Origin of the sequence: Halomonas sp. H10-9-1 (genome assembly GCF_040147005.1) — a bacterium.
Lineage (GTDB): Bacteria > Pseudomonadota > Gammaproteobacteria > Pseudomonadales > Halomonadaceae > Halomonas.
Map to the genome: position 1 here is coordinate 2,676,357 of NZ_JAMSHO010000001.1, position 26,179 is coordinate 2,702,535.

General features: G+C 69.5%; 21 protein-coding genes. 12 read left to right on the top strand and 9 right to left on the bottom strand.

Annotated elements, in window-relative coordinates; genetic code table 11:
* Positions 1–3: 3 nt before the first annotated feature.
* From NFH66_RS12305 to NFH66_RS12315, 3 genes are read left to right on the top strand one after another with little or no spacing between them, the layout of a single operon-like run.
* On the top strand, positions 4–795 hold the full coding sequence (locus NFH66_RS12305; protein ID WP_349610520.1) for an ATP-binding cassette domain-containing protein: 792 nt from the start codon (positions 4–6) through the stop codon (positions 793–795).
* Positions 792–1,976, top strand: a complete 1,185-nt coding sequence (locus tag NFH66_RS12310) for a PhnE/PtxC family ABC transporter permease (RefSeq protein WP_349610521.1) — start codon at positions 792–794, stop codon at positions 1,974–1,976. The genes NFH66_RS12305 and NFH66_RS12310 overlap by 4 nt, the downstream gene beginning before the upstream one ends.
* 11 nt (positions 1,977–1,987) lie before the next feature.
* Complete coding sequence (locus NFH66_RS12315) at positions 1,988–2,317, top strand: ABC transporter permease subunit (protein ID WP_349610522.1); 330 nt, start codon at positions 1,988–1,990, stop codon at positions 2,315–2,317.
* An 8-nt stretch (positions 2,318–2,325) separates the two neighbouring features.
* Here the strand turns inward: NFH66_RS12315 and NFH66_RS12320 are convergent, their stop codons facing one another.
* The 5 genes from NFH66_RS12320 to NFH66_RS12340 form a co-directional block, all read right to left on the bottom strand.
* Positions 2,326–2,697 (bottom strand): RidA family protein, encoded by a 372-nt coding sequence (locus NFH66_RS12320; RefSeq protein ID WP_349610523.1) that lies wholly within the window; start codon positions 2,695–2,697, stop codon positions 2,326–2,328.
* 149 nt (positions 2,698–2,846) lie between these two features.
* Positions 2,847–3,962, bottom strand: a complete 1,116-nt coding sequence (ugpC, locus tag NFH66_RS12325; RefSeq protein WP_349610524.1) for a sn-glycerol-3-phosphate ABC transporter ATP-binding protein UgpC — start codon at positions 3,960–3,962, stop codon at positions 2,847–2,849.
* Positions 3,950–5,620 (bottom strand): alpha-amylase family glycosyl hydrolase, encoded by a 1,671-nt coding sequence (locus NFH66_RS12330; protein ID WP_349610525.1) that lies wholly within the window; start codon positions 5,618–5,620, stop codon positions 3,950–3,952. The genes ugpC and NFH66_RS12330 overlap by 13 nt, the downstream gene beginning before the upstream one ends.
* Before the next feature lie 135 nt (positions 5,621–5,755).
* On the bottom strand, positions 5,756–8,443 hold the full coding sequence (malT, locus tag NFH66_RS12335) for an HTH-type transcriptional regulator MalT (protein WP_349610526.1): 2,688 nt from the start codon (positions 8,441–8,443) through the stop codon (positions 5,756–5,758).
* A 104-nt stretch (positions 8,444–8,547) separates the two neighbouring features.
* Complete coding sequence (locus tag NFH66_RS12340; RefSeq protein WP_349610527.1) at positions 8,548–10,032, bottom strand: carbohydrate porin; 1,485 nt, start codon at positions 10,030–10,032, stop codon at positions 8,548–8,550.
* A gap of 412 nt (positions 10,033–10,444) precedes the next feature.
* Between NFH66_RS12340 and NFH66_RS12345 the strand changes: the two genes are divergently transcribed.
* From NFH66_RS12345 to malG, 9 genes are all read left to right on the top strand, one after another.
* On the top strand, positions 10,445–11,725 hold the full coding sequence (locus NFH66_RS12345) for an ABC transporter substrate-binding protein (protein ID WP_349610528.1): 1,281 nt from the start codon (positions 10,445–10,447) through the stop codon (positions 11,723–11,725).
* Positions 11,726–11,739: 14 nt separating this feature from the next.
* Positions 11,740–12,720 (top strand): carbohydrate ABC transporter permease, encoded by a 981-nt coding sequence (locus NFH66_RS12350; protein WP_299313064.1) that lies wholly within the window; start codon positions 11,740–11,742, stop codon positions 12,718–12,720.
* Positions 12,717–13,559 carry a carbohydrate ABC transporter permease gene (locus NFH66_RS12355; protein WP_349610529.1) on the top strand — a complete coding sequence of 281 codons (843 nt, stop codon included), beginning with the start codon at positions 12,717–12,719 and terminating at the stop codon, positions 13,557–13,559. Before NFH66_RS12350 ends, NFH66_RS12355 begins: the two co-directional genes overlap by 4 nt.
* A 28-nt stretch (positions 13,560–13,587) precedes the next feature.
* Entirely contained in the window at positions 13,588–15,210 is a 1,623-nt protein-coding gene (locus tag NFH66_RS12360; protein ID WP_349610530.1) for an alpha-glucosidase family protein, read from the top strand.
* A gap of 77 nt (positions 15,211–15,287) precedes the next feature.
* A complete protein-coding gene (locus tag NFH66_RS12365; RefSeq protein ID WP_349610531.1) occupies positions 15,288–16,394 on the top strand; it encodes an ABC transporter ATP-binding protein in 1,107 nt (368 codons plus the stop codon).
* A gap of 87 nt (positions 16,395–16,481) precedes the next feature.
* Complete coding sequence (locus tag NFH66_RS12370; RefSeq protein WP_300271270.1) at positions 16,482–17,534, top strand: LacI family DNA-binding transcriptional regulator; 1,053 nt, start codon at positions 16,482–16,484, stop codon at positions 17,532–17,534.
* Positions 17,535–17,735: 201 nt separating this feature from the next.
* On the top strand, positions 17,736–18,926 hold the full coding sequence (gene malE, locus NFH66_RS12375) for a maltose/maltodextrin ABC transporter substrate-binding protein MalE (RefSeq protein ID WP_349610532.1): 1,191 nt from the start codon (positions 17,736–17,738) through the stop codon (positions 18,924–18,926).
* Positions 18,927–18,985: 59 nt separating this feature from the next.
* On the top strand, positions 18,986–20,563 hold the full coding sequence (malF, locus tag NFH66_RS12380) for a maltose ABC transporter permease MalF (RefSeq protein WP_349610533.1): 1,578 nt from the start codon (positions 18,986–18,988) through the stop codon (positions 20,561–20,563).
* A gap of 15 nt (positions 20,564–20,578) precedes the next feature.
* Positions 20,579–21,469 (top strand): maltose ABC transporter permease MalG, encoded by an 891-nt coding sequence (gene malG / locus NFH66_RS12385; RefSeq protein WP_349610534.1) that lies wholly within the window; start codon positions 20,579–20,581, stop codon positions 21,467–21,469.
* A gap of 137 nt (positions 21,470–21,606) precedes the next feature.
* Here the strand turns inward: malG and NFH66_RS12390 are convergent, their stop codons facing one another.
* The 4 genes from NFH66_RS12390 to NFH66_RS12405 all read right to left on the bottom strand — a co-directional run bounded on the left by NFH66_RS12390 (position 21,607) and on the right by NFH66_RS12405 (position 26,146).
* On the bottom strand, positions 21,607–22,461 hold the full coding sequence (locus NFH66_RS12390; RefSeq protein ID WP_349610535.1) for a universal stress protein: 855 nt from the start codon (positions 22,459–22,461) through the stop codon (positions 21,607–21,609).
* Between the two features lie 63 nt (positions 22,462–22,524).
* Positions 22,525–24,015: a SulP family inorganic anion transporter gene (locus NFH66_RS12395; RefSeq protein WP_349610536.1), complete on the bottom strand. Its 1,491-nt coding sequence runs from the start codon at positions 24,013–24,015 to the stop codon at positions 22,525–22,527.
* 341 nt (positions 24,016–24,356) lie between these two features.
* Positions 24,357–25,235 carry a DMT family transporter gene (locus tag NFH66_RS12400; RefSeq protein ID WP_502878676.1) on the bottom strand — a complete coding sequence of 293 codons (879 nt, stop codon included), beginning with the start codon at positions 25,233–25,235 and terminating at the stop codon, positions 24,357–24,359.
* A gap of 107 nt (positions 25,236–25,342) precedes the next feature.
* Positions 25,343–26,146 (bottom strand): slipin family protein, encoded by an 804-nt coding sequence (locus tag NFH66_RS12405; RefSeq protein ID WP_349610538.1) that lies wholly within the window; start codon positions 26,144–26,146, stop codon positions 25,343–25,345.
* Positions 26,147–26,179: the final 33 nt, after the last annotated feature.

A 26,179-nucleotide genomic window follows, 5' to 3' on the forward strand; every position in this document is an offset into this window, starting at 1 on the left:
ACCATGGAGAGCGAGCAACGCCGCCCGCTGGTCGCCTTCGCGGCCGAGGACCTCGGCCATGGCCGCGACGGTCACGGGCGGCTCGACAGCGTGGTGCTGCCCCGCCTGACGCTGGCCCTGCGCGAGGGCGAGCGCGTCGCCCTGCTGGGACAGAGCGGCTCGGGCAAGTCCACCCTGCTCGCCGAGCTGCGCGAGCTGCGCGAGCGGCTCGGCCGGCGCGCCGCCTGGTGCCCCCAGCACCATGGCCTGGTGCCGGCCCTGGCCGTCTACCACAACGTCTACATGGGGCGGCTGCCCGAGCACTCGGCGCTGGCCAACCTGTGGAACCTGGTGCGCCCCCTGCGCCAACCCTGGCGGGAGGTGGAGGCGCTGTGCGAGCAGGTGGGGCTCGCGGGCCTGCTGCGCCGCCCGGTGGGCCGGCTCTCCGGCGGCCAGCGCCAGCGGGTGGCCATCGCCCGCGCCCTCTACCAGAGCCGCGCGCTGTTCCTCGGCGACGAGCCGGTGGCCAGCGTCGACCCCCACCAGGCGCTGCGGCTGCTGGCGCTGATCGATGCCCGCCACGCCACCCAGGTGGTGGCCCTGCACCAGCGCGAGCTGGCCCTCACCCACTTCGACCGGGTCTGGGGCCTGCGCGACGGCCGCCTGGTGATCGATGCCCCGTCCCGGGAGCTGCGCCTGGCCGACCTCGACGCCCTCTATCCCGATGCCGATGCCCCCGCCGGCTCGCCCCGTGAGGCGGCCACACCGGCCATGCCCAGCCCGGAGGCGCTGCCCTGCGCGCGGGGCCGGCCATGAGCGAGACGCTCTCCCGTCATCCCCATCCGGGCCATGGCCGCCACTGGTGGCGGGGTGACAGCACCGGGCTGAAGCTGGCCCGCCATACCCTGGCGCTGGTCGCCCTGGCGGTGCTGCTGGTGCCCTTCGCCGACCTCGCCATCCACACCCGGGAGCCCTGGGCCGAGCTGGGCCGCATGGCCCTGGGCATGGCCTGGCCGGCCTGGGGCTCGCTGGAATCGCCGCTCACCGCCATCGGCCTCACCGTGGCGGTGGCGATCTGGGGCACCCTGGCCGGCGTGGTGCTGGGCTTCCCGCTGGCCCTGCTGTTCGCCCGCTCGCGGCTGGTGCGCGCCGGGTGCGCCTTCGTGCGCGCCATCCACGAGCTGTTCTGGGCGCTGCTCTTCCTGCAGGTCTTCGGGCTGTCGGCGCTGACCGCCCTGGCGGCCCTGGCGATCCCCTACGCGGGGATCTTCGCCAAGGTCTATGCGGAGATCCTCGAGCAGGCGCCCCGCGCGCCCCGCGATGCCCTGCCCCCCGGCAGCGGGCGGCTGTCGCGCTTCGTCTACACCGAGCTGCCGCTGGCCTGGGCGCAGCTGGTCGCCTATACCCGCTACCGCTTCGAGTGCGCCCTGCGCGCCAGCGTGCTGCTGGGCTTCGTCGGGCTGCCGACGCTGGGCTTCCACCTGGAGACCGCCTTCCGCGAGGGGCGCTACCACGAGGCCGGCGCCCTGCTCTGGCTCTTCTACCTGCTGATCGCCAGCCTGCCCTGGTGGGGGCATCGGCGGCTGGTCCCGGTACTGCTGGCGGGCGGGGCCTGGCTACTCGCCCCATGGCCCAGCGTGGATGGCGCCCTGCTGTGGCGCTTCGTCTCCGAGGACATCTGGCCGCCGGCGCTGCTCGCCGGGGACTGGGCGGGGCTCGCCGCCTGGCTGTCGCGGATTCCCGCGCTGGGGCCGGCCATCGGCAATACCCTGCTGCTGGGGCTGCTCGGCACGGTGGGGGCGCTGGCGGTGGCGCTGCTGCTCTGGCCGCTGGCCAGTCGCCACTTCGGCAACCGCGCCAGCCGGCTGGCCGGCCGGGGTCTGCTGGTGGCGCTGCGCTCGACGCCTGAGCTGATGCTGGCCTTCCTCTCCTGCTGCTGCTCGGCCCCTCGCTGCTGCCGGCCTGGCTGGCGCTGGCCCTGCACAACGGGGCGCTGATCGCCTTCCTGGTGGCGCGCCACGCCGATGCCCTGGCCCCCGGCATGCCCGGGCTGCCGGCCTCCGGCCGCTATGCCTACGAGCTGCTGCCACGGCTCTACCCGGGAATGCTGGCGCTGCTCTACTACCGCGCCGAGGTGATCCTGCGCGAGACGGCGATCCTGGGGATGCTGGGGGTGGCGACGCTCGGCTTCTACATCGAGGAGGGATTCGACTACCTGCTGTTCGACGTGGCCTTCTTCCTGCTGCTGGTCACCGCGGCGCTGAACATCGCGGTGGACGCCCTCTCGCGGCGGCTGCGGCCACGAGAGGCGCCTATCGAGGATCCCTGCTCGCGCTAGGCAGATCCTCAGTAGCTGTAGTCGCCGACCACCAGGGCCGTGACGGTGATCTCCACCTTCAGCTCATCGGCGGGCATCGGGGCACAGACGCAGGTGCGCGCCGGCGCGTGGCCGGTGGGCACCCAGGCATCCCAGACCTCGTTCATGGCGGCGAAGTCGTGGCCCTCCTTCAGGTAGATCGTGGCCGAGAGCAGGTGCTCGCGGTCGGAGCCGATCTCCTTGAGGAGGTCATCGAGGCGGCCCAGCATGCTTTCGGTCTGGGCGGTGATGTCGCCATGGCGCGCCTCGGGGCCGGCCACCTGGCCGCACAGGTAGGCGACGCCGTTGTGGATCACGGCGCGGCTCATGCGCGCCTTGGTGTCGTGACGGATGATGGTCATGGGCCTTCATGCTCCTGGTGGGAGGAATTCTCTCGCTGCCATGGTCCGGCAGCAGGGTGAGTATCCCGGAAGGCATGGCCGGCGTCGATGCCCTGCCGCACGCTATGCGGCGGGCCATGTCGCTGATCCACCAGCCGTGCACCACCGCCCTAGTGGCTGACGCCGGGGATCTCCACCTGGCGCGGACAGGCCGCGCCGTCCGGGCCGAACAGGTGGCAGCGCTCGCCGACAAGCCCCAGGGGCACCGCCTGGCCATCCTCGAGGGCGGTCAGGCCATCCAGCCGCCGGGTCAGGGTTCCCTCGACGCCCGCCACCCTCAGGTGGGCCAGGGTCTCGTAGCCCAGCTTCTCGGCCACCGTCAGCCGGGCCGACAGGGTCGCCTCGGCCTGCTCGGGGGCCACGAAGTCCTCGGCACGCACCCCCAGGGTCGCCCGCCCGCCGGGCTCGAGCCCCCGGCCATCCACCGCCACCCGCAGCGGCTCGCCGCCGGGCAGGCGCACGGTCGTGTGCTGCCGGCCCGGCTCGACCACCTCCACCTCCAGGGTATTGATGCGCGGCGAGCCGATGAACTCGGCCACCTCCCGGGTCCGGGGGAAGTGGTAGAGCGACAGCGGCGGACCGACCTGGGCGATGCGCCCCCGGGAGAGCAGCACGATGCGGTCGGCCAGGGTCATCGCCTCCACCTGGTCGTGGGTGACGTAGATCATGGTGGCCTCGAGCCGCTTGTGCAGCTCGGCGATCTGCACCCGCATGTCCACCCGCAGGGCCGCATCCAGGTTGGAGAGCGGCTCGTCGAACAGGAACACCGCCGGCTCCTTGACCAGGGTCCGGCCGATGGCCACCCGCTGGCGCTGGCCGCCGGAGAGGTCCCTGGGCTTGCGGTCGAGCAGCTCGGTGAGGTGCAGCATCCCGGCGGCATGGTCCACCCGGCGCCGGATCTCCGCCTTGTCGGTGCGCGCCAGCTTGAGCCCGAAGGCCATGTTCTCGGCCACGCTCAGGTGCGGGTAGAGGGCGTAGGACTGGAACACCATGCCGATGTCGCGCTCCTGGGGCGGGATCTCGTTGATCCGCTCGCCGTCCAGGCACATCTCCCCCCGGGTGATCTCCTCGAGCCCCGCGATCATGCGCAGCAGGGTCGACTTGCCGCAGCCGGAGGGGCCGACGAAGACCACGAACTCCCCGTCCTCGATGGTGAGGTCGATATCGCGCGAGATCTCGATGCCGTCGAAGGCCTTGCCGATGCCTTCCAGTGTCAGACGTCCCATGTGGCGTCCTCCTCGTCGGGACAGCGCGCGATGGCGATGCCGTGTGGGGGTAGCGTGACGCGGCCCTCGGCCCAGTGGCCGTTGACCAGGGCCGGCGCCCCGGGCAGCGCCTCGGCGGCGCCAGGGGCCGGAAGGATGCGCGCCTCGCCGGTGAAGTTGAGTGCCACCAGCAGGCGGCTGCCCGGGTCGCTGGCCGGGTGGCGGCGCTCCAGGCAGAGCACGCCCTCGCGCACCGGGTGGTAGCGGATGTCGCCCCTGACCAGCGCCGGCTGCTGGCGACGAAAGGCCAGCAGGGCCCGACAGGCGTTGAGCAGCGACTCGGGATCCCGCTCCTGCTGGTCCACGGCCAGGGCGAGATGCGCCTCGGGCACCGGCAGCCAGGGCGTGGCCGATGAGAAGCCGCCGTGGCGGGCATCGGCGACCCAGGGCTGGGGCGTGCGGCAGCCGTCGCGGCCCTTGTAGGCCGGCCAGAAGGTGATGCCGGCCGGGTCCACCAGCTGGTCGAAGCCCAGTTCGGCCTCGGTGAGGCCCAGCTCCTCGCCCTGGTAGAGGCAGACGCTGCCGCGCTGGGTGAATAGGAAGGCCAGGTAGAGGCGCAGCCTGGCCTGATCGCCCCCGGCGCCCCAGCGGGTCGCCAGGCGGGTCACGTCATGGTTGCCCAGCGCCCAGCAGGGCCAGCCGTCGCCGATGCGCGCCTCCATCTCGGTGAGGGTATCACGCAGGAAGGCCGGGTCATGGCGCTCCCCCAGCAGGTCGAAGGAGTAGGCCATGTGCAGGCGCTTGCCGCCCTGGGTGTACGCCGCCATCACGCCGAGGGAGTCGTCGTCGCCCACCTCACCGACGCTGGTGGTGCCCGGGTACTCGTCGAGCAGGGCGCGCAGCTTCTCCAGGAAGGCCAGGTTCTCCGGCTGGGTCTTGTCGTGGTGGTGGAGCTGGAAGCCGTAGGGGTTGTCCGGCCGTACCCCGATAAAGCCCTCGACGATCTCCTTCCGGGGCGGGTTGTCTTTCAACTCGCCATGGGTGCAGAAGTTGACCGCATCGAGGCGGAAACCGTCCACGCCGCGCTCCAGCCAGAAGCGCACCTCGCCGAGGATCGCCTCCACCACCGCCGGGTTGCGGAAGTTGAGGTCCGGCTGCTCGACCAGGAAGTTGTGCAGGTAGTACTGGCAGCGGCGGGTGTCCCACTGCCAGGCGCTGCCGCCGAATACCGACTGCCAGTTGGTGGGCGGCGCGCCGTCGGGACGGGCATCGGCCCAGACGTACCAGTCGGCCTTGGGATTGTCGCGGCTGGCGCGGCTCTCGGCGAACCAGGGGTGCTGGTCCGAGGTGTGGGAGAGCACCTGGTCGATGGTCACGCGTAGGCCCCGGGCATGGGCCGCCTCCACCAGGCGGTCGAAGTCCTCGAGGCTGCCGAACATGGGGTCGACGCCGCGGTAGTCGCTGATGTCGTAGCCGAAGTCCTTCATCGGCGAGGTGAAGAAGGGCGACAGCCAGATGGCGTCGACATTCAGGGAGGCGATATAGTCGAGGCGCTCGATGACGCCCTTGAGGTCGCCGATGCCGTCGCCGTTGGTGTCCTGGAAACTGCGCGGGTAGATCTGGTAGATCACCGCGCCGCGCCACCAGTCGGCGCCCTGCCGACCCATAATCCGTGTCATGCGTCCTGTCCTCCATCATGCGTGGGCCACGCGCCGGAACCCGGCCATGGCAAGGGTCAGGCTCATGGTGCGCCGCAGCGGCCAGGCGGACATCCTCCCGGGGACGGAGGGGGCGGCGTAGTCGGGGGGCGGAGGTTACTCCCCCTGAATGCGCGAGAGCAGGTCGGCGGCCAGCGCCACGGCCTCCTCGCGGCGACGGATGCCCTGCTTCTGGTAGAGGCTGCGGATATGCGTCTTGACCGTGGTGGGCGCCACCGACAGCTGGTCGGCGATCTGTTCGTTGGAGAGGCCGGCATGGATCAGCCCGAGGATCTGCCACTCGCGCCGGGTCAACGGCGAGACCCGGATCAGCTCGGGAACGTCGGGGCGCGCGACGATATCGGCGATCACCGACTCGTCGAGCATCAGCCGCACCGCGCTGGTGAAGTCGCGCTGGCGCCGGGCCAGCTCGAGCAGCCGCTCGGCATGGCGGCGAGCCAGCGGCTCCAGCCCGTCCCCGGCGAGCAGCTCGGTGAGCATCTCGGGCAGGGCCGATCCCAGCCTCAGGAAGCTCCCCGTCAGTCCCGTGCGGGTGGCCAGGACCAGGGCCTCGCGCAGGTGCTCGAGGCCCTCCTCACGCCCCCCGCGCTGCCAGGCCAGGGCCGCCAGGCAGAGCCGGTTGCGATTGGTGTCGGTGACCAGCCCCAGCGACTCGGCCCGGCGCTGCAGCGCCTCTAGCAGCCCGGCGGCCTCGTCATGGCGGCCGAGCAGGGTCAGCGCCCGGGCATGGTTGCGCAGGTTGCACTGGGCGAAGTGGTTGGTGGCCGCCTCGGGATCGCCGGGGGGCGCCTCCTGCCACCAGCGTGCCACGGCGTCCAGGTCACCGTTGGCCTGCCACCAGGCCAGCAGGGTGGCATGGGCATTGGCCTGCCAGTCGGCATGGTAGTCGCCCTCGGCCAGGATCTGGCGCAGGCGCCGCACGTGGTCGGCGCACTGGGCCTGGTCGCCGCGGGAGAGCGCGAGCTTGGCGAGGCTGACGTGGCACTGCAGGGTCCAGCGCTTGCCCTGCCGGTCGAGTACCGCGATCCCGGCCAGCGCCGCCTGCTCCGACTCGTCCAGGCGCTGCCACTCCCACAGCAGCTGGCTGCGGATGCGGTAGAGGAACTCCGCCACCGGCAGCCGATCCAGGCCGCTGCGCTCGAGATGCGCCAGAGCGCGCTCCTGGACGTCATGGGCGGCCTGCAGCCGACCCTGGGCGACCAGGGTCTCCGACTGGTGACAGAGCGACCAGAGCAGCAGCCGGTCGTCGCCGATGCGGGTGGCCTCGCGCTCCACCTCGGCCACCTCCCCGAGCGAGGCCTCGAGGTGGCCCTGGACGAATCGCGCCTCGGCGCGTATCGCCGCCGCCGAGGCGGGCGTGGCCGCCAGGTAGCGCGCCGGCAGCGCCAGCGCCTGCTCGGCCAGCGGGGCAGCGCGCTCGGCGTTCCCCTCGTTGATGGCCAGCTGGGCGCGCAGGGTCGCGAACTCGGCGGCCAGCGCCTGCCACTCGGGCGCCTCGAGCTGGGCCTCGATCCAGTCGATGACTCGCCGGGTACGCCCGAACTGGTACTGGGCATGGGAGACCCAGCCCTGCAGCAGGGCCAGTTTCGGCGCGGCGGCCAGGCACGTATCGCCCAGCCGGTCCAGGGCACGCGCCAGCAGCGAGAAGTGCCCCCCAGCCAGCAGGGAGGGCCCCTGTGCCTCGACCTGGGCGGCCAGGGCCTCCGGGTCGTCGGCCTCGATGAGCTGGGCCAGGGCCAGCGCCGGCTCGCCCAGCGACAGCCACGCCTCACCAGCGCGCCGGTGGAGCGCCCGCTGGCGCGACAGGCTCAGCTCATGGCGACGAAAGCACAGGTAGCGGGCGAACAGCGGATGCAGGCGCAGCCAGTGATCATCGGGGTCGGGACGCTCCAGGAACAGGCCGGCCTGCTCCAGGGCCTCGAGCCGCTGGGAGAGGCCATCCCCCTCCAGCAGCCTCGCCACCAGGGGTGGCGAGAAGCGCTCCAGCACGCCCAGCTGCAGCAGCAGCTCGCGGTCGCCGACATCGATCAGGTCATCGAACCAGGCGACGAAGTCGGGATGCGGGCCGTCGAGCCGGTCCACCAGGCGGTCGAATCCCGCCCGGGTGGTGGTCCGCTGGATCAGCCAGTCGAGCGCCATGGCCCAGCCGCCGGTGCGGCGCAGGGCGCGCTCCAGGCTGACCCGGGTCGGCGGGAAGCTCAGCTGTTCGGCACACAGGGTCTGGGCTTCCTCCAGGTCGAAGGCCAGCTCGGCCATGCCGATCTCCTCCAGTTCGCCGCGCAGCCGCAGCGCCGGCAGCCCCAGGGCCGGGCGGCGGCGAGAGATCACGGTGAGGGTCAGCCAGGGCGGCTGGTGGCGCAGCCAGGTCACCAGGGCGGCGAGGATCGCGGGCTCGGTGAGGTGCTCGAAGCCATCGAGCACCAGCCGTGCCGGCGCCGCCACGGCGGGCAGCGCGGCAAGCCAGGCCTCCATGGCATCGTCCAGGGCGGCGTCCTCCTCGAGCGGCGCGAGGGGGGCGTCACCGAGCTCGCCGAGCATGGCCCGGAAGCCCTCGGCGAAACGCCGGGGGGCGTCATCGCGGCCGTCCAGCCTCAGCCAGGCGGCACGCTGTTCCAGGGCGGGCAGGCGCTCGGCCACCAGGGTACTCTTGCCATAGCCGGGAGGCGCCTCGACCACCAGCAGGCGGACCCGCTCGTCGAGCACGAAGTGATCGTTGAGGCGCGAACGCGCCACCAGCGACAGGGGCAGCGCCGGGGGCGCCAGCTTGTTCGGGATCAGCGTCATGACGGCTCCCTGGCATCGGATGGGCCTGCGAAAAGCCCGCGGCCAGGGCCGCGGGCAAGGATCGAAACAGCCGACAGGGCCCGGCCGGCGCCGGGCCCCTGCCATCAGAACCAGACTTCGGTCTGGACGCCGAAGCTCCACTGGCCCCCGGTGAAGCCGTCTTCGCCGAAGCTGCCGCCGTACTCGTTCAGCTCCTCGCTCCAGTCAGTGTAGGAGGCAAAGAGACGGACCTCCGGGCGCTGCCAGAAGCCACCCACCTGGGGCTTGAAGGTCGGGGCAAGGGTGAACTTGCCGAAGTCTCCCTTCACGGCGTTGCCGCCGGCGCCCTGGTCGAGGTCCATATACTGGTAGCTGGCCTCGTACTGCATCTCGAAGTTCTCGGTCAGCTCGTTGGCCAGGCGCACGTTGAGGCCCGCCCAGGTGAACTCGTCGCCCTGCACGTAGCGGTCCCGGCTGGTCTCGGCGAGCAGCGAAGGCGCCACGCGCCAGGTCGGAGCCAGGTAGGTGGTGCCGTAGAGGCCGAGGCGGGTCGCCTGGGCGTCATCGGTCAGCGCGCCGTCGGCGCCCAGCACCTTGGCCTCCGCGCCCAGGCCCTGACCATGGATCAGCGCCGCCTTGAAGTTACCCTCCCCCAGGCCGAAGAAGCTGTCGCCGTGGTAGGCCACCATGGTGTGGAAGCCGCTGTCGGCGGCCGTCTGGCCCGCCTCGATGTCGCGTTCGTCGTTGTCGGCGGCGGAGAGGCCGCTGACCATGAACTGCCAGTTGCCCACATAGTTGTTGGAGGTGAGGGTCAGACTGTCGGTGCTGCCCGGGTCCTCGCTGCCGATGATGTCGAAGTCGCTGAAGCTGCGACCGTAGAGCGACAGGTTGGAGGTCCAGTTCTCGGCCAGCTGCATGTCGTAGATACCCGCGCCGGTGCCGGCCAGGAAGATGAAGTCGCTGTCGATCCAGTGGATGTCGAAGTTGTCGCGATCGAAGCGCTTGCCGGCCCAGATCGAGGCGTTCTCGAAGACGCCGGTGAAGCTCGGCAGGTCGCTGAACTCGGCATAGACCTGGCGCACGTTGAGGTTCGATTCGTCGGCGGTCCAGTCGTTGCTGGTGCTGACCGAGTCGGCGAGCATCATCCGGTAGTGGGCCCGGGCGCCGTTGTCGTAGCGCATCCGGTAGTTGAAGATGCCCTCGACATAGGTATCCCCCTCGTTGCCCAGCCGCCCCACGGCGCCGCCCAGCGGACCGGCGGGGGTCACGTAGGGCCCGCCCGGCAGGCTCTTGCCATCCTCGCCCAGCAGCAGCCCGGAGCGGGCATAGACGTTGAAGGAGAAGCCCTCCTCGCCGCTGGCCTGGCGCTCGACCCTGGCCAGTCGTGCCTCGACCTCGTCGGCGGAGAGCCGCCCCTGGGCCTCGGCTTCGGCGATCTCGGCGCGCTGCTCGGCGGCATCGGCTCGCTGCTCGGCGGCGGCGATACGCGCCTCGAGCTCGGCCAGGCGCTGCTCCAGCCCGTGGTTGTCGGCGCTGGCGGCGCCACTCAGCGCCACGCCGGCGGCGGTGATGGCAATGGCGAGGGGGGTCTTGAACATGACGGCGTTCATGGTGGTGTCATCCCTTGTTGTTGTGGACTGTCGCCCATGCCGGCCCCGGTCTGTATCGATTCAGTCCCATGACGTGCCCGACGCGGCGGGAGTCGGGGGAGGCGGCTGGACAAGCCAATCGAAACTTAATCGTTTAAGCCCACCCCCCTCAACGTCATGAGCGAAGAACGCGACCAATGTCTAATGCAGCGCCTCCCTGCCGAAGGCCTCTTAACCAGACCCTCACTCCCCTTCCCCTTCGCCGGCGAGGTAAGCAGGCGCTCACGCCAGGCCGCGCGGCCAGGCTTCGACAAAAGTCTAGGTTGATGGAGCCAGGGCCATGATCTTAACTGTCGCCACGAACTTAATCGTTTAAGACACGCCATCCACCGCTCGCAAGCCCCCACAACAACAAGCCGACGAGGATTATCCCATGCTCAAGACGCCTCTCATCACCGCCATCGCCCTGGGTTCCGCCGCGCTGGCCGGCACCGGCCACGCCCAGGCGGCGGACCTGACCATCTCCTGTGGCGCCGTCGGCGCCGAGCTGACCCTCTGCGAGGAGGGCGTGCGCACCTGGGAGGAAAAGACCGGCCACGAGGTCGATATCGTCTCCACCCCCAACTCCTCCACCGAGCGCCTGTCGCTCTACCAGCAGATCCTCTCCGCCAACTCCAGCGACATCGACGTGATGCAGATCGACGTGGTCTGGCCGGGCCTGCTCGCCAACCACCTGCTCGACCTGCGCGAGGCGCTGGGTGACGAGGCCGGCAAGGGACACTTCCCCGCGATCGTCGAGAACAACACCGTCGATGGCCGCCTGGTGGCGATGCCCTGGTTCACCGATGCCGGGGTGCTCTACTACCGCAAGGACCTGCTCGAGAAGTACGGCTTCGAGGCACCCGCGACCTGGGCCGAGCTTACCGAGATCGCTCGCGAGATCAAGGCGGCCGAACGCGAGGCCGGCAACGAGCGCATGCACGGCTTCGTGTTCCAGGGCCGGGCCTACGAGGGTCTGACCGTCAACGCCCTGGAGTGGGTGGCGAGCCACGGTGGCGGCACCCTGGTGGAGCCCGACGGCGAGATCAGCATCAACAACCCCCGCGCTGCGGCCGCCCTGGACCTGGCCGCCAGCTGGGTCGGCGACATCGCTCCCGACGGGGTCCTCAACTACACCGAGGAGGAGGCCCGCGGGGTCTTCCAGGGCGGCAATGCCGTGTTCATGCGCAACTGGCCCTATGCCTGGTCCCTGGCCCAGAGCGAGGGCAGCGAGGTGCGCGACAAGGTCGGCGTGACCCAGCTGCCGGCGGGCGGCGATGGCGGCGAGAGCAGAAACGCGGCGGGCCTGGGCGGCTGGAACCTGGCGGTCTCCCGCTACAGCGAGAATCCCGAACTGGCCGTGGACCTGGTCGCCTTCCTGACCGGGCATGACGAGCAGAAGCGTCGCGCTATCGAGGCCTCCTACAACCCGACCCTCGAGGCCCTCTACCAGGACGAGGAGGTGCTGGAGGCCGTGCCCTTCTTCGGCGAGCTCTACGACACCTTCGTCAACGCCGTGGCCCGCCCCTCGGCGGTGACCGGTGACGCCTACGGCCGGGTCAGCAACGCCTTCTTCAGCGCCAGCCATGACGTGCTCTCCGGCAGCCGCAGCGGCGAGCAGGCCGTGGCCGACCTCGAGCGCGAGCTCTCGCGCGTCAAGCGCCGCAACTGGTAACCGGGAGCCTTCCCATGACCTCTACCGTCAACGACAGCGCGCCCGCCGCGGCGCGCCCCCTCTCCGGCCAGTACCGCAGCACCAAGGTACGCCGCCAGCGGGTGCGCGCCGCCTGGACCTTCCTGGCGCCGATGCTGGTGACCCTGGCCCTGGTGGCCGGCTGGCCGCTGATCCGCACCTTCTACTTCAGCTTCACCGATGCCTCGCTGTCGGACCTCGGCAACGTCTTCTTCATCGGGCTGGAGAACTACCTGGTCCTGGACGATGGCCGCTGGTACGGCGTGCTCGCCGACCCCGTCTGGTGGCGCTCGGTGTGGAACACCTTCTTCTTCGCCATCGTCTCGGTGTCGCTGGAGGTGGTGTTCGGGGTGATCGTCGCGCTGATCCTCAACGCCGAGTTCAAGGGCCGCACCCTGGTGCGCGCCGCGGTGCTGATCCCCTGGGCGATCCCCACCATCGTCTCGGCGCAGATGTGGGCCTGGATGCTCAACGACCAGTTCGGGATCATCAACGAGCTGCTGATGACGCTGGGCCTCATCGCCGACCCCATCGCCTGGACGGCGGATGCCAGCTACTCCATGTGGGCGGTGATCATGGTCGACGTGTGGAAGACCACGCCCTTCGTCGCCCTGCTGGCGCTGGCCGCCATGCAGATGCTCCCCAAGGACTGCTACGAGGCCGCCGAGGTGGACGGCATCCACCCGGTCAGGGTGTTCTTCCGGGTCACCCTGCCGCTGATCACCCCGGCGCTGATGGTGGCGGTGATCTTCCGCCTGCTCGACGCCCTGCGGGTGTTCGACGTCATCTACGTGCTGACCTCGAACTCCACCAGCACCATGTCCATGTCGATCTACGCCCGCCAGCAGCTCGTCGAGTTCCAGGACGTGGGCTACGGCAGCGCCGCCTCGACCCTGCTGTTCCTGATCATCGCCCTGGCGACCATCGCCTATCTCTACTTGGGCCGCAAGCAACTCAACCTGGGAGGTGACGCATGACCTCGCGCTGGTTCAACAAGCTCGCCGCACGGGTCGGCTTCTGGGGGCTGGTGGCCCTGGTGGTGGTCGTCGCCGTGTTCCCCTTCTATTACGCCGTGATCACCTCCTTCAAGCCGTCCGGCGACCTCTTCCGGGTCGAGCTGTGGCCCAGCACCTGGGATCTCGCCAACTACGTGCAGGTGTTCACCCAGCGCAGCTTCATCCAGGCGATCTTCAACTCGATCCTGGTCGCCACCAGCGTGGTGTTCATCGCCCTGCTGCTCGGCATCACCGCCTCCTACGCCCTGGGCCGGGTGCGCTTCCGCGGCCGCTCCACGGTGCTGCTGGTGATCCTGGGCGTATCGATGTTCCCCCAGGTAGCGGTGCTCTCCGGGCTCTTCGAGGTGATCCGCGCGCTCAACCTCTATAACAACCCGGGCGGCCTGATCCTGAGCTACACCATCTTCACCCTGCCCTTCACCGTCTGGGTGCTGACCACCTTCATGCGCCAGCTGCCCATGGAGCTCGAGGAGGCGGCGATTATGGACGGGGCCACCCCCTTGGTCACCATCACCAAGGTGTTCCTGCCGCTGATGTGGCCGGCCATGGCGACGACAGGGTTATTAGCCTTTATCGCCGCCTGGAACGAGTTCCTCTTCGCTCTGACCTTCACCCTGACCGACAGCCAGCGCACCGTGCCGGTGGCCATCGCCCTGCTCTCCGGCGGCAGCGCCTACGAGCTGCCCTGGGGCCCGATCATGGCCGCCTCGGTGATCGTCACCGTGCCCCTGGTGGTGCTGGTGATCATCTTCCAGCGGCGTATCGTCTCCGGCCTCACCGCCGGCGCGGTCAAGGGGTAAGCCTCTCATGTCATTCACGGAATCCAAGATGCAAGACAATACCCTCTGGTGGCGCGGCGGCGTCATCTACCAGATCTACCCGCGCAGCTTCATGGACGCCAATGGTGACGGCATCGGCGACCTCACGGGCATCACCGAGAAGCTGGACTACGTGGCCTCGCTGGGCGTGGACGGCATCTGGCTGTCGCCCTTCTTCACCTCGCCGATGCTCGACTTCGGTTACGACGTCAGCGACTACCGCGACGTCGACCCGATGTTCGGCACGCTCGAGGACTTCAAGGCGCTGCTGACCCGGGCCCACGCGCTGGGCCTGAAGGTGATGATCGACCAGGTGATCAGCCACACCTCCGACCAGCACCCCTGGTTCCAGGAGAGCCGCGCCGATCGCACCAACGCCAGGGCCGACTGGTACGTGTGGGCCGACCCCAAGCCCGACGGCACGCCCCCCAACAACTGGCTGTCGATCTTCGGCGGGCCGGCCTGGACCTTCGACCCGCGCCGCCGCCAGTACTACCTGCACAACTTCCTGACCAGCCAGCCGGACCTCAACTTCCACCACCCGGAGGTGAGGGCCGCCCAGCTGGACAACATGCGCTTCTGGCTGGAGCTGGGGGTGGACGGCTTCCGCCTGGACACCGTCAACTTCTACTTCCACGACGCCGAGCTGCGTGACAACCCGCCGGTCCCCGAGGGGGAGGCCAAGACCCTGGGCGCCCCGGAGGCCAACCCCTACACCTGGCAGCGCCACGTCTACGACCTGAGCCGCCCGGAGAACCTCGATTTCCTGCGCGAGCTGCGCGCGCTGATGGACGAGTACCCCGGGACCACCACGGTGGGCGAGATCGGCGACGACAATCCGCTGGAGCGCATGGCCGAGTACACCGCCGGCGGCGACAAGCTGCATATGGCCTACACCTTCGACCTGCTCAACGCGCCCCACTCGGCGGCCTATCTACGCGAAGTGATCGAGCGCTTCCAACGCCTGGCCGGCGACGCCTGGCCCTGCTGGGCGCTCTCCAACCACGACGTGGTGAGAAGCGCCACGCGCTGGGGCGCGGATGAGGACCCGCTCGCCTACCCCAAGGCGGCCCTGGCCATGCTCTTCTCGCTACGCGGCAGCGTCTGCCTCTACCAGGGCGAGGAGCTGGGCCTGCCGGAGGCGGAGGTGCCCTTCGAGCGCCTCCAGGACCCCTACGGCAAGGTGCTGTGGCCGGCGTTCAAGGGCCGCGACGGCTGCCGCACCCCCATGCCCTGGGAGAACAGCGCGAACGGCGGCTTCACCGCCCCGGGCGTCGAGCCCTGGCTGCCCGTGGAGGCGCGCCACCTGCCCCTCTCGGTGGCGCGGCAGGAGGACGACAGCGCGTCGGTGCTCAACGCCACCCGCCGCCTGCTGGCGTTCCGCGCCAGGCACCCTGCGCTGTTCGACGGCGAGCTGCGCCTGGTCGACGTGGGCGACGCGCTGCTCGGCTTCGTCCGCGAAAGGGCGGGCGAGCGGATCCTCTGCCTCTTCAACCTGACCGCCGAGCCCCGGGAGACCCGGCTGCCGCTGGCGGTCGACCACGCCCTCGAGGGCCATGGCTTCACGGCCTCCCTCGACGGCGACACCCTGCGGCTGCCGGCCTACCAGGCCGCCTGGTTCGCGGTATCCTGAACGATCGCAGCTCACCATAACAACAGGCCGGCCCCGACGAGAACGCCAAGGGCGCGGGGCCGGCAAGGAGTCATCAGATGGCAAGCGTCACTCTCGACAAGGTCAACAAGGTCTTCGGCAGCACCCACATCATCAAGGACGTGGACCTGGATATCGGCGACGGCGAGTTCGTGGTCTTCGTCGGCCCCTCGGGCTGCGGCAAGTCGACCCTGCTGCGGCTGATCGCCGGGCTGGAGTCGATCAGCGACGGCACGCTCAGCATCGGCGAGACGGTGGTCAACGAGCTGCCGCCCCGGGAGCGCGGCGTGGGCATGGTGTTCCAGTCCTATGCCCTCTACCCGCACATGACCGTCTACGAGAACATGGCCTTCGGCCTCAAGCTGGCCAAGGCCAGCCAGGAGACGGTGGAGGATCGCGTGATGGCCACGGCGCGCATCCTGCAGCTCGAGGAGCTGCTCGACCGCAAGCCCAAGGCGCTCTCCGGCGGCCAGCGCCAGCGCGTGGCCATGGGTCGCGCCATGGCCCGCGAGCCGCGCATCCTGCTGTTCGACGAGCCGCTCTCCAACCTGGACGCCTCGCTGCGCGTGCAGATGCGCAACGAGATCGCCCGGCTACACAACCGGCTGGGCTCGACCATGATCTATGTCACCCACGACCAGGTGGAGGCCATGACCCTGGCCGACAAGATCGTGGTGCTCAACGGCGGACGCATCGAGCAGGTGGGCAGCCCCCACGAGCTCTACCAGCGGCCGGCGACCAGGTTCGTCGCCGGCTTCATCGGCTCGCCGACCATGAACTTCATGCCGGCGAGCCTGGCCGGCCAGGCCGAGGCGGGCTGCCGGGTGCAGGTCGAGGGCATCGGCGAGCTGAGCCTGCCCCAGGCGGCGGGCGAGCATGCCGCCGGCACGGCGCTGACCCTGGGCGTTCGCCCCGAGCACCTGCGCCTGGAGGCGGCCAGCGGCGACAACGCCTTCGAGATCGTCAACGTCGAGTACCTGGGCAACGAGGTCTACGTCTACCTGGAACCCAGGGCCGGCGAGACCCTGCTGATCCATCGCAGCGAGGCGCCCAGCCGCTGGCAGGAGGGGCAGCGGGTGGCGCTGGTGCCGGACCCGCAACACGTGCACCTGTTCGATGCGAACGATCGCGCCCTGAAGGCCAGCCGGGCCCGAGCCGTGGCCTGAAGCGGCGCATGAGCACGCACCGGCCCTGTCCCCCGCGGGCCAGGGTCGGTATCCTTGTCAGCGGGTCGCCAACGACCAGGGAAGGCCATGACCGCACCAACGCGCCGCATCACCTTGAAGGACCTGGCCCGTGAGCTCGGGGTCTCCACCGCCACCGTCTCCAACGCCTTCAACCGGCCGGACCAGCTCTCGCCCGCCCTGCGCGAGCGCATCCTCTGCGAGGCCAGCCGGCTGGGCTACCACGGCCCCGATGCCAAGGCGCGCAGCCTGCGCACCGGGCGCTCGCGGATCATCGCGGTGATCCTCGCCGAGAGCCTCACCTACAGCCTCAACGACGCCGTGGCGAGCGAGTTCCTCTCGGGGGTGGCCGAGGTGCTCGACGCCCAGGGCCACACCCTGCTGCTGCTCTCCTCGCGCCAGACCCAGGGCCAGGTCCCGGGCTCGGCGAGCATGGCCGACGGCTTCATCGTCTACGGCCTGATGCCGAGCCCCTCGCTGCTCGGCCGGCTGCCTGCCCAGGCTTCGCTGGTTTCGGTGGACTCCGAAATCGCCGGCCGCCCCACCGTCCACGTCGACAACGAGGCCGCCTGCCTCGCCATCGCCCGCCACGCCCTGCGGACGCCCCCGCGGCGGCCGGCCATCGTCAACCTGCGCCTCACCGCCGAGCCCTGCAACGGCCGCATCACCCCGGCCCATGCCCTGCTGGGAGCCGATCAGACCATCACCCGCTCGCGCCTGACCGCCTTCCACCGCGCCCTGGCGGAGCACGGGATCGACCCGGCCGGGGTGCCGATGTGGAACATCGAGGAGAACACCTTCGAGGTCTGCGCCCCGGTGATCGAGGCGATCCTCGACTCGCCAGACGACGAGCGCCCCGACCTGCTGCTCTGCATGTCCGACCGCATCGCGCTGACCGCCGTCACCCTGGCCGAGCAGCGCGGCCTGCGCATCCCCGGGGACCTGCGGATCACCGGCTTTGACGGCATCGCCGAGGGGCAGTACCGGGCCCCTCGCCTCACCACGATCCGCCAGGACAGTACCGAGAAGGGCCGCACCGCCGCCCGCATCATCCTCGGCCTCGCTCCGGCCGAACCCAGCCTGCTGCCCACCGAACTGGTGATCGGCGCCAGCTGCCCCTGAACCGACGGGGCCTGCCGCCCCGCGCCTCCTCTCCTTCGCCCTCTCCCCCTTCGCCCCGTGCCCTACGCCCCACCCGTACGCCACCCCTGCGCCCCCCGGGGAGGAGGACGTCGAGCGGGGGATTGGCGACGCTGGACGCCTCCGTCATGACGCTCCACCCGGGGCGCCACCGCACAACAACAGCCTGGAGGATCCAGTCCCATGACGCCATCACGCCGTGGTTTCCTGTTCCCGCTGCTGGCCGCCGCCCTGGGGAGCGGCCTCGCCCTGCCCGCCGTGGCCTTCGACGCCGACAAGCTGACCATCTGGATGGGCGACAACAAGGGGCCGGAGGGCATCCGAGAGGTCGGCCGCCGGTTCACCGCCGATACCGGGGTCGAGGTGGAGGTCGTCCATCCCGACAACCTCACCGACCGCTTCCAGCAGGCCGCCGGCAGCGGACAGGGCCCGGATATCGTGATCTGGGCCCATGACCGCCTGGGCGAATGGGCCCAGAGCGGGCTGCTGACGCCGCTCTCCCCGAGCGACGACTTCCGTGGCCGCTACTTCGACTTCACCTGGGACGCCACCCTGTGGAACGGCGAGACCTACGGCTACCCGATCTCCGTGGAGTCGCTGGGGCTGATCTACAACAAGGCGCTCGTCGACGAGGCCCCGGAGAGCTTCGCCGAACTGATGGCATTGGATGCCGAGCTGGCCGAGCAGGGCAGGAAGGCGATCCTCTTCGACTACAGCGAGCCCTACTACGGCTGGATCCTGCTGGCGGCCAACGGCGGCTACCCCTTCCGCCAGACCGAGACGGGCTTCGACGTCAGCGACATCGGGGTCAACAACGCGGGGGCCCTGCAGGGCGCCGAGCTGCTGCGCGAGCTGATCGAACGGGACGTGGTGCCCCGCGGCACCGACTACAGCGTGATGGATACCCGCTTCAATCGCGGCGAGGTGGCCACCATGATCAGCGGGCCCTGGGCCTGGGGCAACCTGGAGCGCAGCGGGATCGACTACGGCGTGGCCCTGCTGCCCAGGGTGGGCGACGAGCGCGCCAGGCCGATGTTCGGCGTCATGACGGCGATGATCAACGCCGCCACGCCCAACGACTTCCTGGCCGTGGAGTTCCTCGAGAACTACCTGCTCGACGAGGCGGGGCTGCGTACCTTCAACGGCGACGGCACCCTGGGCGCGGTGGCCCATGTGGCCTACCAGCGGGAGCTGGCGGAGGACCCCGCGATCGCCGCCACCCTGGCCAACGCCGAGATCGGCATGCCGATGCCCAACATCCCCGAGATGGGCGCCTTCTGGGCCGCCATGGAGCCGGCGCTGCAGAACATCGGCAGTGGCCGCCAGACCCCGCAGGAGGCGCTGGACGCCGCCGCCCGCCGCATGCGCCAGTAAGCCGACTCACCACCCCGGCCGGCGGCCCTGCCGTCGGCCGCTCCCGCAGGACACTCGCTATGTACACCACCAACGCCTCCCGGGGGCTGCCGCGACACCGGTCGCGCCATCCCGCGGAACGCTACGCCCGCTGGGCGGCCCGCGCCCTGGTCGCCGCCCTGGTCGTGGGCCTGATGTGGCTGGTCGTCGCCTTCCACCTCAACGGCCAATGGATGTTCGCGCTGCTCTTCCTGGTGCTGGGCGCCGCCCTGGCGGTGGTCTTCACCCGCCGCAGCCTGATGAGTCACCGCTACATCTTCCCCGCCGTGGCCGGCCTCGGCGTCTTCGTGATCTTCCCGCTGGTCTACACCTTCGGCATCAGCTTCAGCAACTACAGCTCGAGCAACCTGCTCAGCGAGGAGCGGGTCCGCGCGCAGCTCCTCTCGCGCACCTATCAGGAGGAGGGCGCCGCCTTCGGCTTCTCGCTGCACCGCGAGGGCGAGCTCGTCAGGCTCTACCTGGAAGCCGAGGGCGGCCCGACCGGGGAAGGCGCCAAGCGCTTCACGAGCCCGCCGCTTAACCTGGCCAACCGGGAGGAGCGCCGGATCGGCGTCCAGCCCGCCGACCGGGCCCCGGCTGCCGAACCGCTGCCGATGCGCGAGGTGATCGCCGCCCGCGGCGCCCTGCAGGGACTGCGCCTGGTCACCCCCGAGGGCCTCGAGCTGCGCATGTCGGGGCTGCGCCATTTCGCCCCGATGCTCGACCGCTACGAGGCCCGCGACGACGGCAGCCTGTTCGACCGCCGCGACGACCGGGTGCTGACGCCGGACCAGCAGATCGGCTTCTTCGTCACCGACGACGGCGAGACCATCACCCCGGGGTGGCCGGTGGCGGTCGGCCTGGACAACTACACCCGGATCTTCGCCGACCCGGACATCCGCGGCCCCTTCCTGCAGATCTTCGTCTGGACCTTCGCCTTCGCCGGGCTGACCGTGCTGTTCACCCTGGCGGTGGGCTTCGTGCTGGCCGCCCTGCTGCAGTGGGATCAGCTGCGCGGCAAGGCGATCTACCGCACGCTGCTGATCCTGCCCTACGCGGTACCCGCCTTCATCTCGATCCTGATCTTCAAGGGGATGTTCAACCAGCACTTCGGCGAGGTGAACATGATCCTCGACGGCCTGTTCGGCATTCGCCCGGAGTGGTTCACCGACCCCTGGCTGGCCCGCACGATGCTGCTGGTGGTCAACACCTGGCTCGGCTACCCCTACATGCTGCTGCTGTGCATGGGGCTGATCCAGTCGATCCCGCGGGACCTCTTCGAGGCCTCGGCGGTGGACGGCGGCGGTCCGCTCACCAACCTGTTCCGGATCACCCTGCCGCTGATCATCAGGCCACTGACGCCCCTGCTGATCGCCGCCTTCGCCTTCAACTTCAACAACTTCGTCCTGATCGCCCTGCTCACCGGCGGCAACCCGGACATCCTCGGCGCCAGCACGCCGGCGGGCACCACCGACCTGCTGGTCAGCTACACCTACCGCATCGCCTTCCAGGATGCCGGCCAGAACTTCGGCCTGGCCGCCGCCATCGCCACCCTGATCTTCCTGCTGGTGGCCGGCCTGTCGCTGCTCAACCTGCGGCTGTCCAGGGTCAAGGTCTGAAAAGGAGATACCGTCATGGACATGGTTCAACCCCGCTCGATCCGTGCCCGGCGGCTTGCCGCCCACCTAGCGCTGCTCGGCTTCGTCTCGCTGATCGTCTTCCCGCTTCTGCTGGTGATCTCGATCTCCTTCCGCGAGGGCAACTTCGCCAGCGGCAGCCTGATTCCCGAGCGCTTCTCGCTGGAGCACTGGGCCCTGGCCTTCGGCATCCCCTGGGAGCGGGCCGACGGCAGCGTGGTCCAGCCACCCTTCCCGGTGCTGCTGTGGCTGTGGAACTCGGTGAAGGTCGCGCTGGTGTCGTCGCTGCTGATCCTGGCGCTCGCCACCACCAGCGCCTACGCCTTCGCTCGCATGCGCTTCCGCGGCAAGGCGCCGATCCTCAAGGGCATGCTGATCTTCCAGATGTTCCCGGCGGTGCTCTCGCTGGTGGCACTCTATGCGCTGTTCGATCGCCTGGGCCAGCTGGTGCCCTGGCTGGGCATCAACACCCATGGCGCCCTGATCGTCGCCTCGCTGGGGGCGGTGGCCCTGCACATCTGGACCATCAAGGGCTACTTCGAATCCATCGACGGTTCTCTGGAGGAGGCCGCCATGGTCGACGGCGCCAGCACCTGGCAGGCCTTCCGCTACATCCTGCTGCCGCTGTCGGTGCCGATCCTGATGGTGGTCTTCATCCTCGCCTTCGTGATGAGCATCATGGAGTACCCCATGGCCTCGGTGCTGCTGGTCGACGAGCACAAGCTGACGCTCGCCGTGGGGGCCCAGCAGTACCTGGCCGACCACAACCAGCGCTGGGGCAACTTCGCCGCCGCCGCGGTGCTCTCGGGCCTGCCCATCACCGTGGCCTTCCTGGTCTGCCAGCGCTGGATCATCGGCGGGCTCACCGCCGGCGGCGTGAAAGGCTAGTTTCCTCGTCCTGAGCGAAGCGCTGCTCGCCCCCGGCCATCCTGGCCGGGGTTTTCTCGTGACGAGGCGTGGGAGGCGACGACGCCCCGTGCGCTCTCGCGCCCGGGGCGTCGGGTCGAATCTGGGAGGGAGTCGCCTCAGCGCAGCAGCAGCACGGGCACCTTCGCACGGCGCAGCATCTCGGTGGTGGTGCTGCCCACCAGCAGGTGGCGGATGCGCGAGTGGCCGTAGGCGCCCATCACCAACATGTCGATCCCGTGTTCCTCCTGGTAGGTGCGCAGGGTCGCCTCTACCTCGCCGGCGCGGATGGCGCCCTCGGCCTCATGACCGGCGTCGCGCAGGGTGCCGAGCGCCCAGTCGAGCTGGGAGCGGTTGTCGCCGGTCTCGGCACCGACGATCACCACGTGCACCGGCACACCCTCGAAGAGGGGGCTTCTGGCCAGCATCTCGACCCCCTTGCGAGTGGTCTTGCTGCCGTCGAAGGCCAGCATCACCCGCTCGGGACGCCGGTAGGTGTGCGGCACCATCAGGATCGGGCGGTGCAGGGTGCGCACCACCCGCTCCAGGTTGGAGCCCAGGTGGCCGCTGTCCAGGTGGGCGGTCTCGCCGCGCTTGCCTACCACCAGCAGGCGGATCTCGTCGGCCAACTCCTCGAGGGTCTCCACCAGGGTACCGTTGCGCTGGCGGCCAGCGGGCTCGGCGACACCGCTCTCCACGGCGCGCTCCCGGGCCGCCTTGAGCATCCGCCGGCCCTGCTCCTGGGCCACCTTGGCCTGTCTCTCCTCCAGCTGGGCGAGCTCCTCCAGCAGATGCTCCCGCGCCCCCAAGCCGATGCTGCCGGAGAGGTCGGCCTCGGCGGTCTGGGGGTGGTTGTCGTTCACGTGCAGGAAGGTCAGCGGTGCATCTAGCGCCCGACTGGCCCAGGCGGCGTAGTCGCACACGCCTTCCGAGAACTTCGAGCCGTCGATGGCGGCCATTACCTGTTCGGTCATCGTCTTGTCCTGATACTGGCGTATTGGGTCATGGTGTCACGTTCTCCCCCATCGAGACGGACGTCAATGGCCGCCCATCAGCTTCTCCACCGCCTCGGGGTCGTCGTGCACCGCATAGCGGTCAACGATGGTGGCGCTGGCCTCGTTGAGGCCGACCAGTTCCACCTCGGTGCCCTCGCGCCGGAACTTGAGCACGATGCGGTCCAGGGCCTGGACGGCGGTGATGTCCCAGAAGTGAGCGCGCGACAGGTCGATGGTGACCTTCTCCAGGGTCTCCTTGAAGTCGAAGGCCTTGCCGAAGCGCTCGGAGGAGGCGAAGAACACCTGGCCCACCACCTGGTAGACCCGCGCGTTGCCCTCGTCATCTTCCTCGCTGCCAATGTAGAGGATATTGCCCACCTTGTTGGCGAAGTTCATCGCGGCGAGCAGCACGCCGACGAAGACACCGATCGCCAGGTTGTGGGTGCCGACGGTGACGGCCACGGTGGCCAGCATCACCATGTTGGTGCTCATCGGGTGCTTCTTCAGGTCGCGGATCGATTCCCAGCTGAAGGTACCGATGGAGACCATGATCATCACCGCCACCAGGGCCGCCATGGGGATCTGCGAGACCCAGTCGGCGAGGAACACCACCATCAGCAGCAGCGCCACGCCGGCGACGAGGGTAGAGAGCCGGGTGCGGCCACCCGACTTGATGTTGATCACCGACTGCCCAATCATCGCACAGCCCGCCATGCCACCGATCAGCCCGGTACCGATGTTGGCCAGCCCCTGCCCCTTGCACTCACGGTTCTTGTCGCTCTGGGTATCGGTCAAGTCGTCGACGATGGTGGCGGTCATCATCGACTCCAGCAGGCCCACCACGGTAAGCATCACCGAATAGGGCAGGATGATCATCAACGTCTCGAGGTTCAGCGGCACCTCGGGCCACAGGAACACCGGCAGGGTGTCGGGCAGCTCGCCCATGTCGCCGACGGTGCGGATCTCCATGCCGGTCAGCAGGTAGACCGCGGTCAGCACCAGGATGCAGACCAGCGGGGACGGTAGCAGCTTGCCCACCTTCGGCAGGTAGGGGAAGCCGTAGATGATCGCCAGGCCCGCCGCGGTCATGGCATACACATGCCAGGTCACCCCGGTCAGCTCCGGCAACTGGGCCATGAAGATCAGGATCGCCAGGGCGTTGACGAAACCGGTAACCACCGAGCGTGACACGAAGCGCATCAGGTCGGCGAGGCGCAGGTAGCCGGCAAGGATCTGCAACACCCCGGTGAGCAGGGTGGCGGCCAGCAGGTACTGCAGGCCGTGCTCCTTGACCAGGGTGACCATCAGCAGCGCCATGGCACCGGTAGCCGCCGAGATCATCCCCGGCCGACCGCCGGCGAAGGCGATGATCACCGCCATGGAGAAGGAGGCGTAGAGGCCGACCTTGGGGTCGACGCCGGCGATGATCGAGAAGGCGATGGCCTCGGGGATCAACGCCAGGGCGACGACGATTCCCGAGAGGGTGTCGCCCTTGAGGTTGGAGAACCAGCTCTGTTTCATCTTTTCGTACATGCTGCGGTCCAGTCGGGGGAATGGAGGGGCCGTGAGGCGTCGGCGTCCTGTCGCTCGCATGCCCAGCGGGCATCCGCCAGGGGCGTGTCGCCCACGGCAGGCGGCGAAGAGGCTGTGAGTCACGAGTGGGGCGGCGCGCAGGGGCACCCGAGTCATCATGATGATGTCGCGCGATGTCGCCTCGAAGACGGCGGCATCGCCGAGGGCATTAAGAGGAGTGCGCTAGGGCGGTGTGACCAGCCCTGCCAGGAGAGTCATCATGTCATGTCTATTCCCTTGCTCGACATCGAGGCGACACCGGCGACGGGGCCATGGGGTGCGTGCGACAGGAGCGCGGCATTCTAGCAGGGCTCGTGCTGCACTGCACCCAGCGCCCGCTGGCGACGCTCGACATGCCGGTCCACCAGCCCCTTGGCCAGCAAGCTGCCGAGCACCAGGGCGCCGCCGGCGAAGGCCGCCGTCGTCGGGCGCTCGCCGAGCAGCCACCACACCCAGAGCGTGCCGACCACCACCTCCAGCAACATCAGTAGCCCCACCTCTGCGGCAGGCAGGTAGAGGGGGCCGCGCTGGAGCAGGGTGAAGCCCAGCGGCAGCAGTCCCAGGCAGAGCAGCAGCAGCCACGCCAGGGTGGTGCCGGAGGGCAGCGCGATACCGGGGCCGGCCAGGCCATAGAGCGTTGCGGTGGCCGCCACGATCACCCCCGCCAGGGTGAGCATGGGGCTCATGTCGACCCCCGGACGAGTGCGACAGAGCGTGAAGTTGGCCGCCATCGCCGTGGCGGCGAGCAGCGCAAAGGCGTTGCCTTGCCAGGAACCCGCCCCGGCATCGTCCATGGCGATCAGCGCGATGCCGACCAGGCAGGCGAAGATCGCCAGCCAGGTACGCCGGGGCAGGCGCTCATTCAGGCACAGCCGTGAGAGCAGTGCGGCGATCAGCGGCGCCCCGGCCAGGATCATCAACACGTTGCCGCCGCGGGTGTACTGGTTGCCCAGCACGAAGCCGAAGGTGGAGAGGCTGAAGAGCAGCGCCACGCCGATGCCGGTCCAGCCGCAGCGCCGGTAGGCCGCGAGCGCCCCGCGCCCGTGGCGGGCGACGGCGATGGCGATGAAGCCGAGTGCCGTGAGCAGCCCACGCCAGATCAGGATCTCGGCGTCGGGCAGGCCAATCACCTTGATCAGCAAGGCGTCGGGGGAAATGATCAGGGCACCGCCGCCGGTCATCAGCAGGCCCTGCTGGCGGTACGAGAGGGAAGCGGGGCTCAAGGCAACCTCGATATCGCGATGGGCCCCTCAGCATGCCACGGCCAGTTGGCCGTGGCATCAGGAGATCAGGAGGCGCCGCCCTCCTCCGGCCCCTGATTGCCCGTGCGCGCCTGGGCGGCCGGGGAGGCCTTGAGATGGCGGAAGGCCTCCATGATGTCCATGGGCAGCGGGAAGACGATGGTCGAGGCGTTCTTGTTGCTCATGTCGCTCATGGTCTGCAGGTAGCGCAACTGCAGCGCCGCCGAGTTCTCGGCCATGACGTTGGCCGCCTCCACCAGCTTGCGGGAGGCCTGCAGCTCACCCTCGGCATGGATCACCTTGGCGCGCCGCTCGCGCTCCGCCTCGGCCTGGCGGGCGATGGCACGGATCATGCTCTCGTCGAGGTCGACATGCTTGATCTCGACGTTGGCGACCTTGATGCCCCAGTTTTCAGCGGAACTGTCGATGATCTCCTGGATATCATCGTTGAGCTTGTCGCGCTCGGAGAGCATCTCGTCGAGGTCGTGCTTGCCGAGCACCGAACGCAGGGTGGTCTGGGCCAACTGGCTGGTGGCCTGGGTGAAGTTCTCCACCTGGATGATCGCCTTCTCGGGGTCCACCACCCGGAAGTAAAGCACCGCGTTGACCTTGACGGTGACGTTGTCCCGCGAGATCACGTCCTGCTCGGGCACGTCCATGGTCACCACCCGCAGGTCGACCACCTCCATCTTCTGGATGCCGGGGATGATGATGATCAGCCCAGGCCCCTTCACCGACTGGAAGCGCCCGAGGAAGAACACCACCCCGCGCCTGTACTCCGGCAGGATGCGGATCGAGGCTGCCAGCAGCATCACCAACAGCACGACGGGGACGAGATAGGAAATCAACATGGTTGCCACTCCTTGATCGATCGGGAGACGGCG

What these genes read in the sequence shown, in the direction of transcription:
- NFH66_RS12365 (WP_349610531.1), top strand. Translation starts at nt 15,288, where the DNA reads ATGGCAAGCGTCACTCTCGACAAGGTCAACAAGGTCTTCGGCAGCACC.
- NFH66_RS12395 (WP_349610536.1), bottom strand. Translation starts at nt 24,015, where the DNA reads ATGTACGAAAAGATGAAACAGAGCTGGTTCTCCAACCTCAAGGGCGAC.
- malG (WP_349610534.1), top strand. Translation starts at nt 20,579, where the DNA reads ATGGACATGGTTCAACCCCGCTCGATCCGTGCCCGGCGGCTTGCCGCC.
- malF (WP_349610533.1), top strand. Translation starts at nt 18,986, where the DNA reads ATGTACACCACCAACGCCTCCCGGGGGCTGCCGCGACACCGGTCGCGC.
- NFH66_RS12400 (WP_502878676.1), bottom strand. Translation starts at nt 25,235, where the DNA reads ATGACCGGCGGCGGTGCCCTGATCATTTCCCCCGACGCCTTGCTGATC.
- NFH66_RS12305 (WP_349610520.1), top strand. Translation starts at nt 4, where the DNA reads ATGGAGAGCGAGCAACGCCGCCCGCTGGTCGCCTTCGCGGCCGAGGAC.
- ugpC (WP_349610524.1), bottom strand. Translation starts at nt 3,962, where the DNA reads ATGGGACGTCTGACACTGGAAGGCATCGGCAAGGCCTTCGACGGCATC.
- NFH66_RS12370 (WP_300271270.1), top strand. Translation starts at nt 16,482, where the DNA reads ATGACCGCACCAACGCGCCGCATCACCTTGAAGGACCTGGCCCGTGAG.
- NFH66_RS12345 (WP_349610528.1), top strand. Translation starts at nt 10,445, where the DNA reads ATGCTCAAGACGCCTCTCATCACCGCCATCGCCCTGGGTTCCGCCGCG.
- malT (WP_349610526.1), bottom strand. Translation starts at nt 8,443, where the DNA reads ATGACGCTGATCCCGAACAAGCTGGCGCCCCCGGCGCTGCCCCTGTCG.
- NFH66_RS12350 (WP_299313064.1), top strand. Translation starts at nt 11,740, where the DNA reads ATGACCTCTACCGTCAACGACAGCGCGCCCGCCGCGGCGCGCCCCCTC.
- malE (WP_349610532.1), top strand. Translation starts at nt 17,736, where the DNA reads ATGACGCCATCACGCCGTGGTTTCCTGTTCCCGCTGCTGGCCGCCGCC.
- NFH66_RS12405 (WP_349610538.1), bottom strand. Translation starts at nt 26,146, where the DNA reads ATGTTGATTTCCTATCTCGTCCCCGTCGTGCTGTTGGTGATGCTGCTG.
- NFH66_RS12330 (WP_349610525.1), bottom strand. Translation starts at nt 5,620, where the DNA reads ATGACACGGATTATGGGTCGGCAGGGCGCCGACTGGTGGCGCGGCGCG.
- NFH66_RS12310 (WP_349610521.1), top strand. Translation starts at nt 792, where the DNA reads ATGAGCGAGACGCTCTCCCGTCATCCCCATCCGGGCCATGGCCGCCAC.
- NFH66_RS12340 (WP_349610527.1), bottom strand. Translation starts at nt 10,032, where the DNA reads ATGAACGCCGTCATGTTCAAGACCCCCCTCGCCATTGCCATCACCGCC.
- NFH66_RS12390 (WP_349610535.1), bottom strand. Translation starts at nt 22,461, where the DNA reads ATGACCGAACAGGTAATGGCCGCCATCGACGGCTCGAAGTTCTCGGAA.
- NFH66_RS12320 (WP_349610523.1), bottom strand. Translation starts at nt 2,697, where the DNA reads ATGACCATCATCCGTCACGACACCAAGGCGCGCATGAGCCGCGCCGTG.
- NFH66_RS12355 (WP_349610529.1), top strand. Translation starts at nt 12,717, where the DNA reads ATGACCTCGCGCTGGTTCAACAAGCTCGCCGCACGGGTCGGCTTCTGG.
- NFH66_RS12360 (WP_349610530.1), top strand. Translation starts at nt 13,588, where the DNA reads ATGCAAGACAATACCCTCTGGTGGCGCGGCGGCGTCATCTACCAGATC.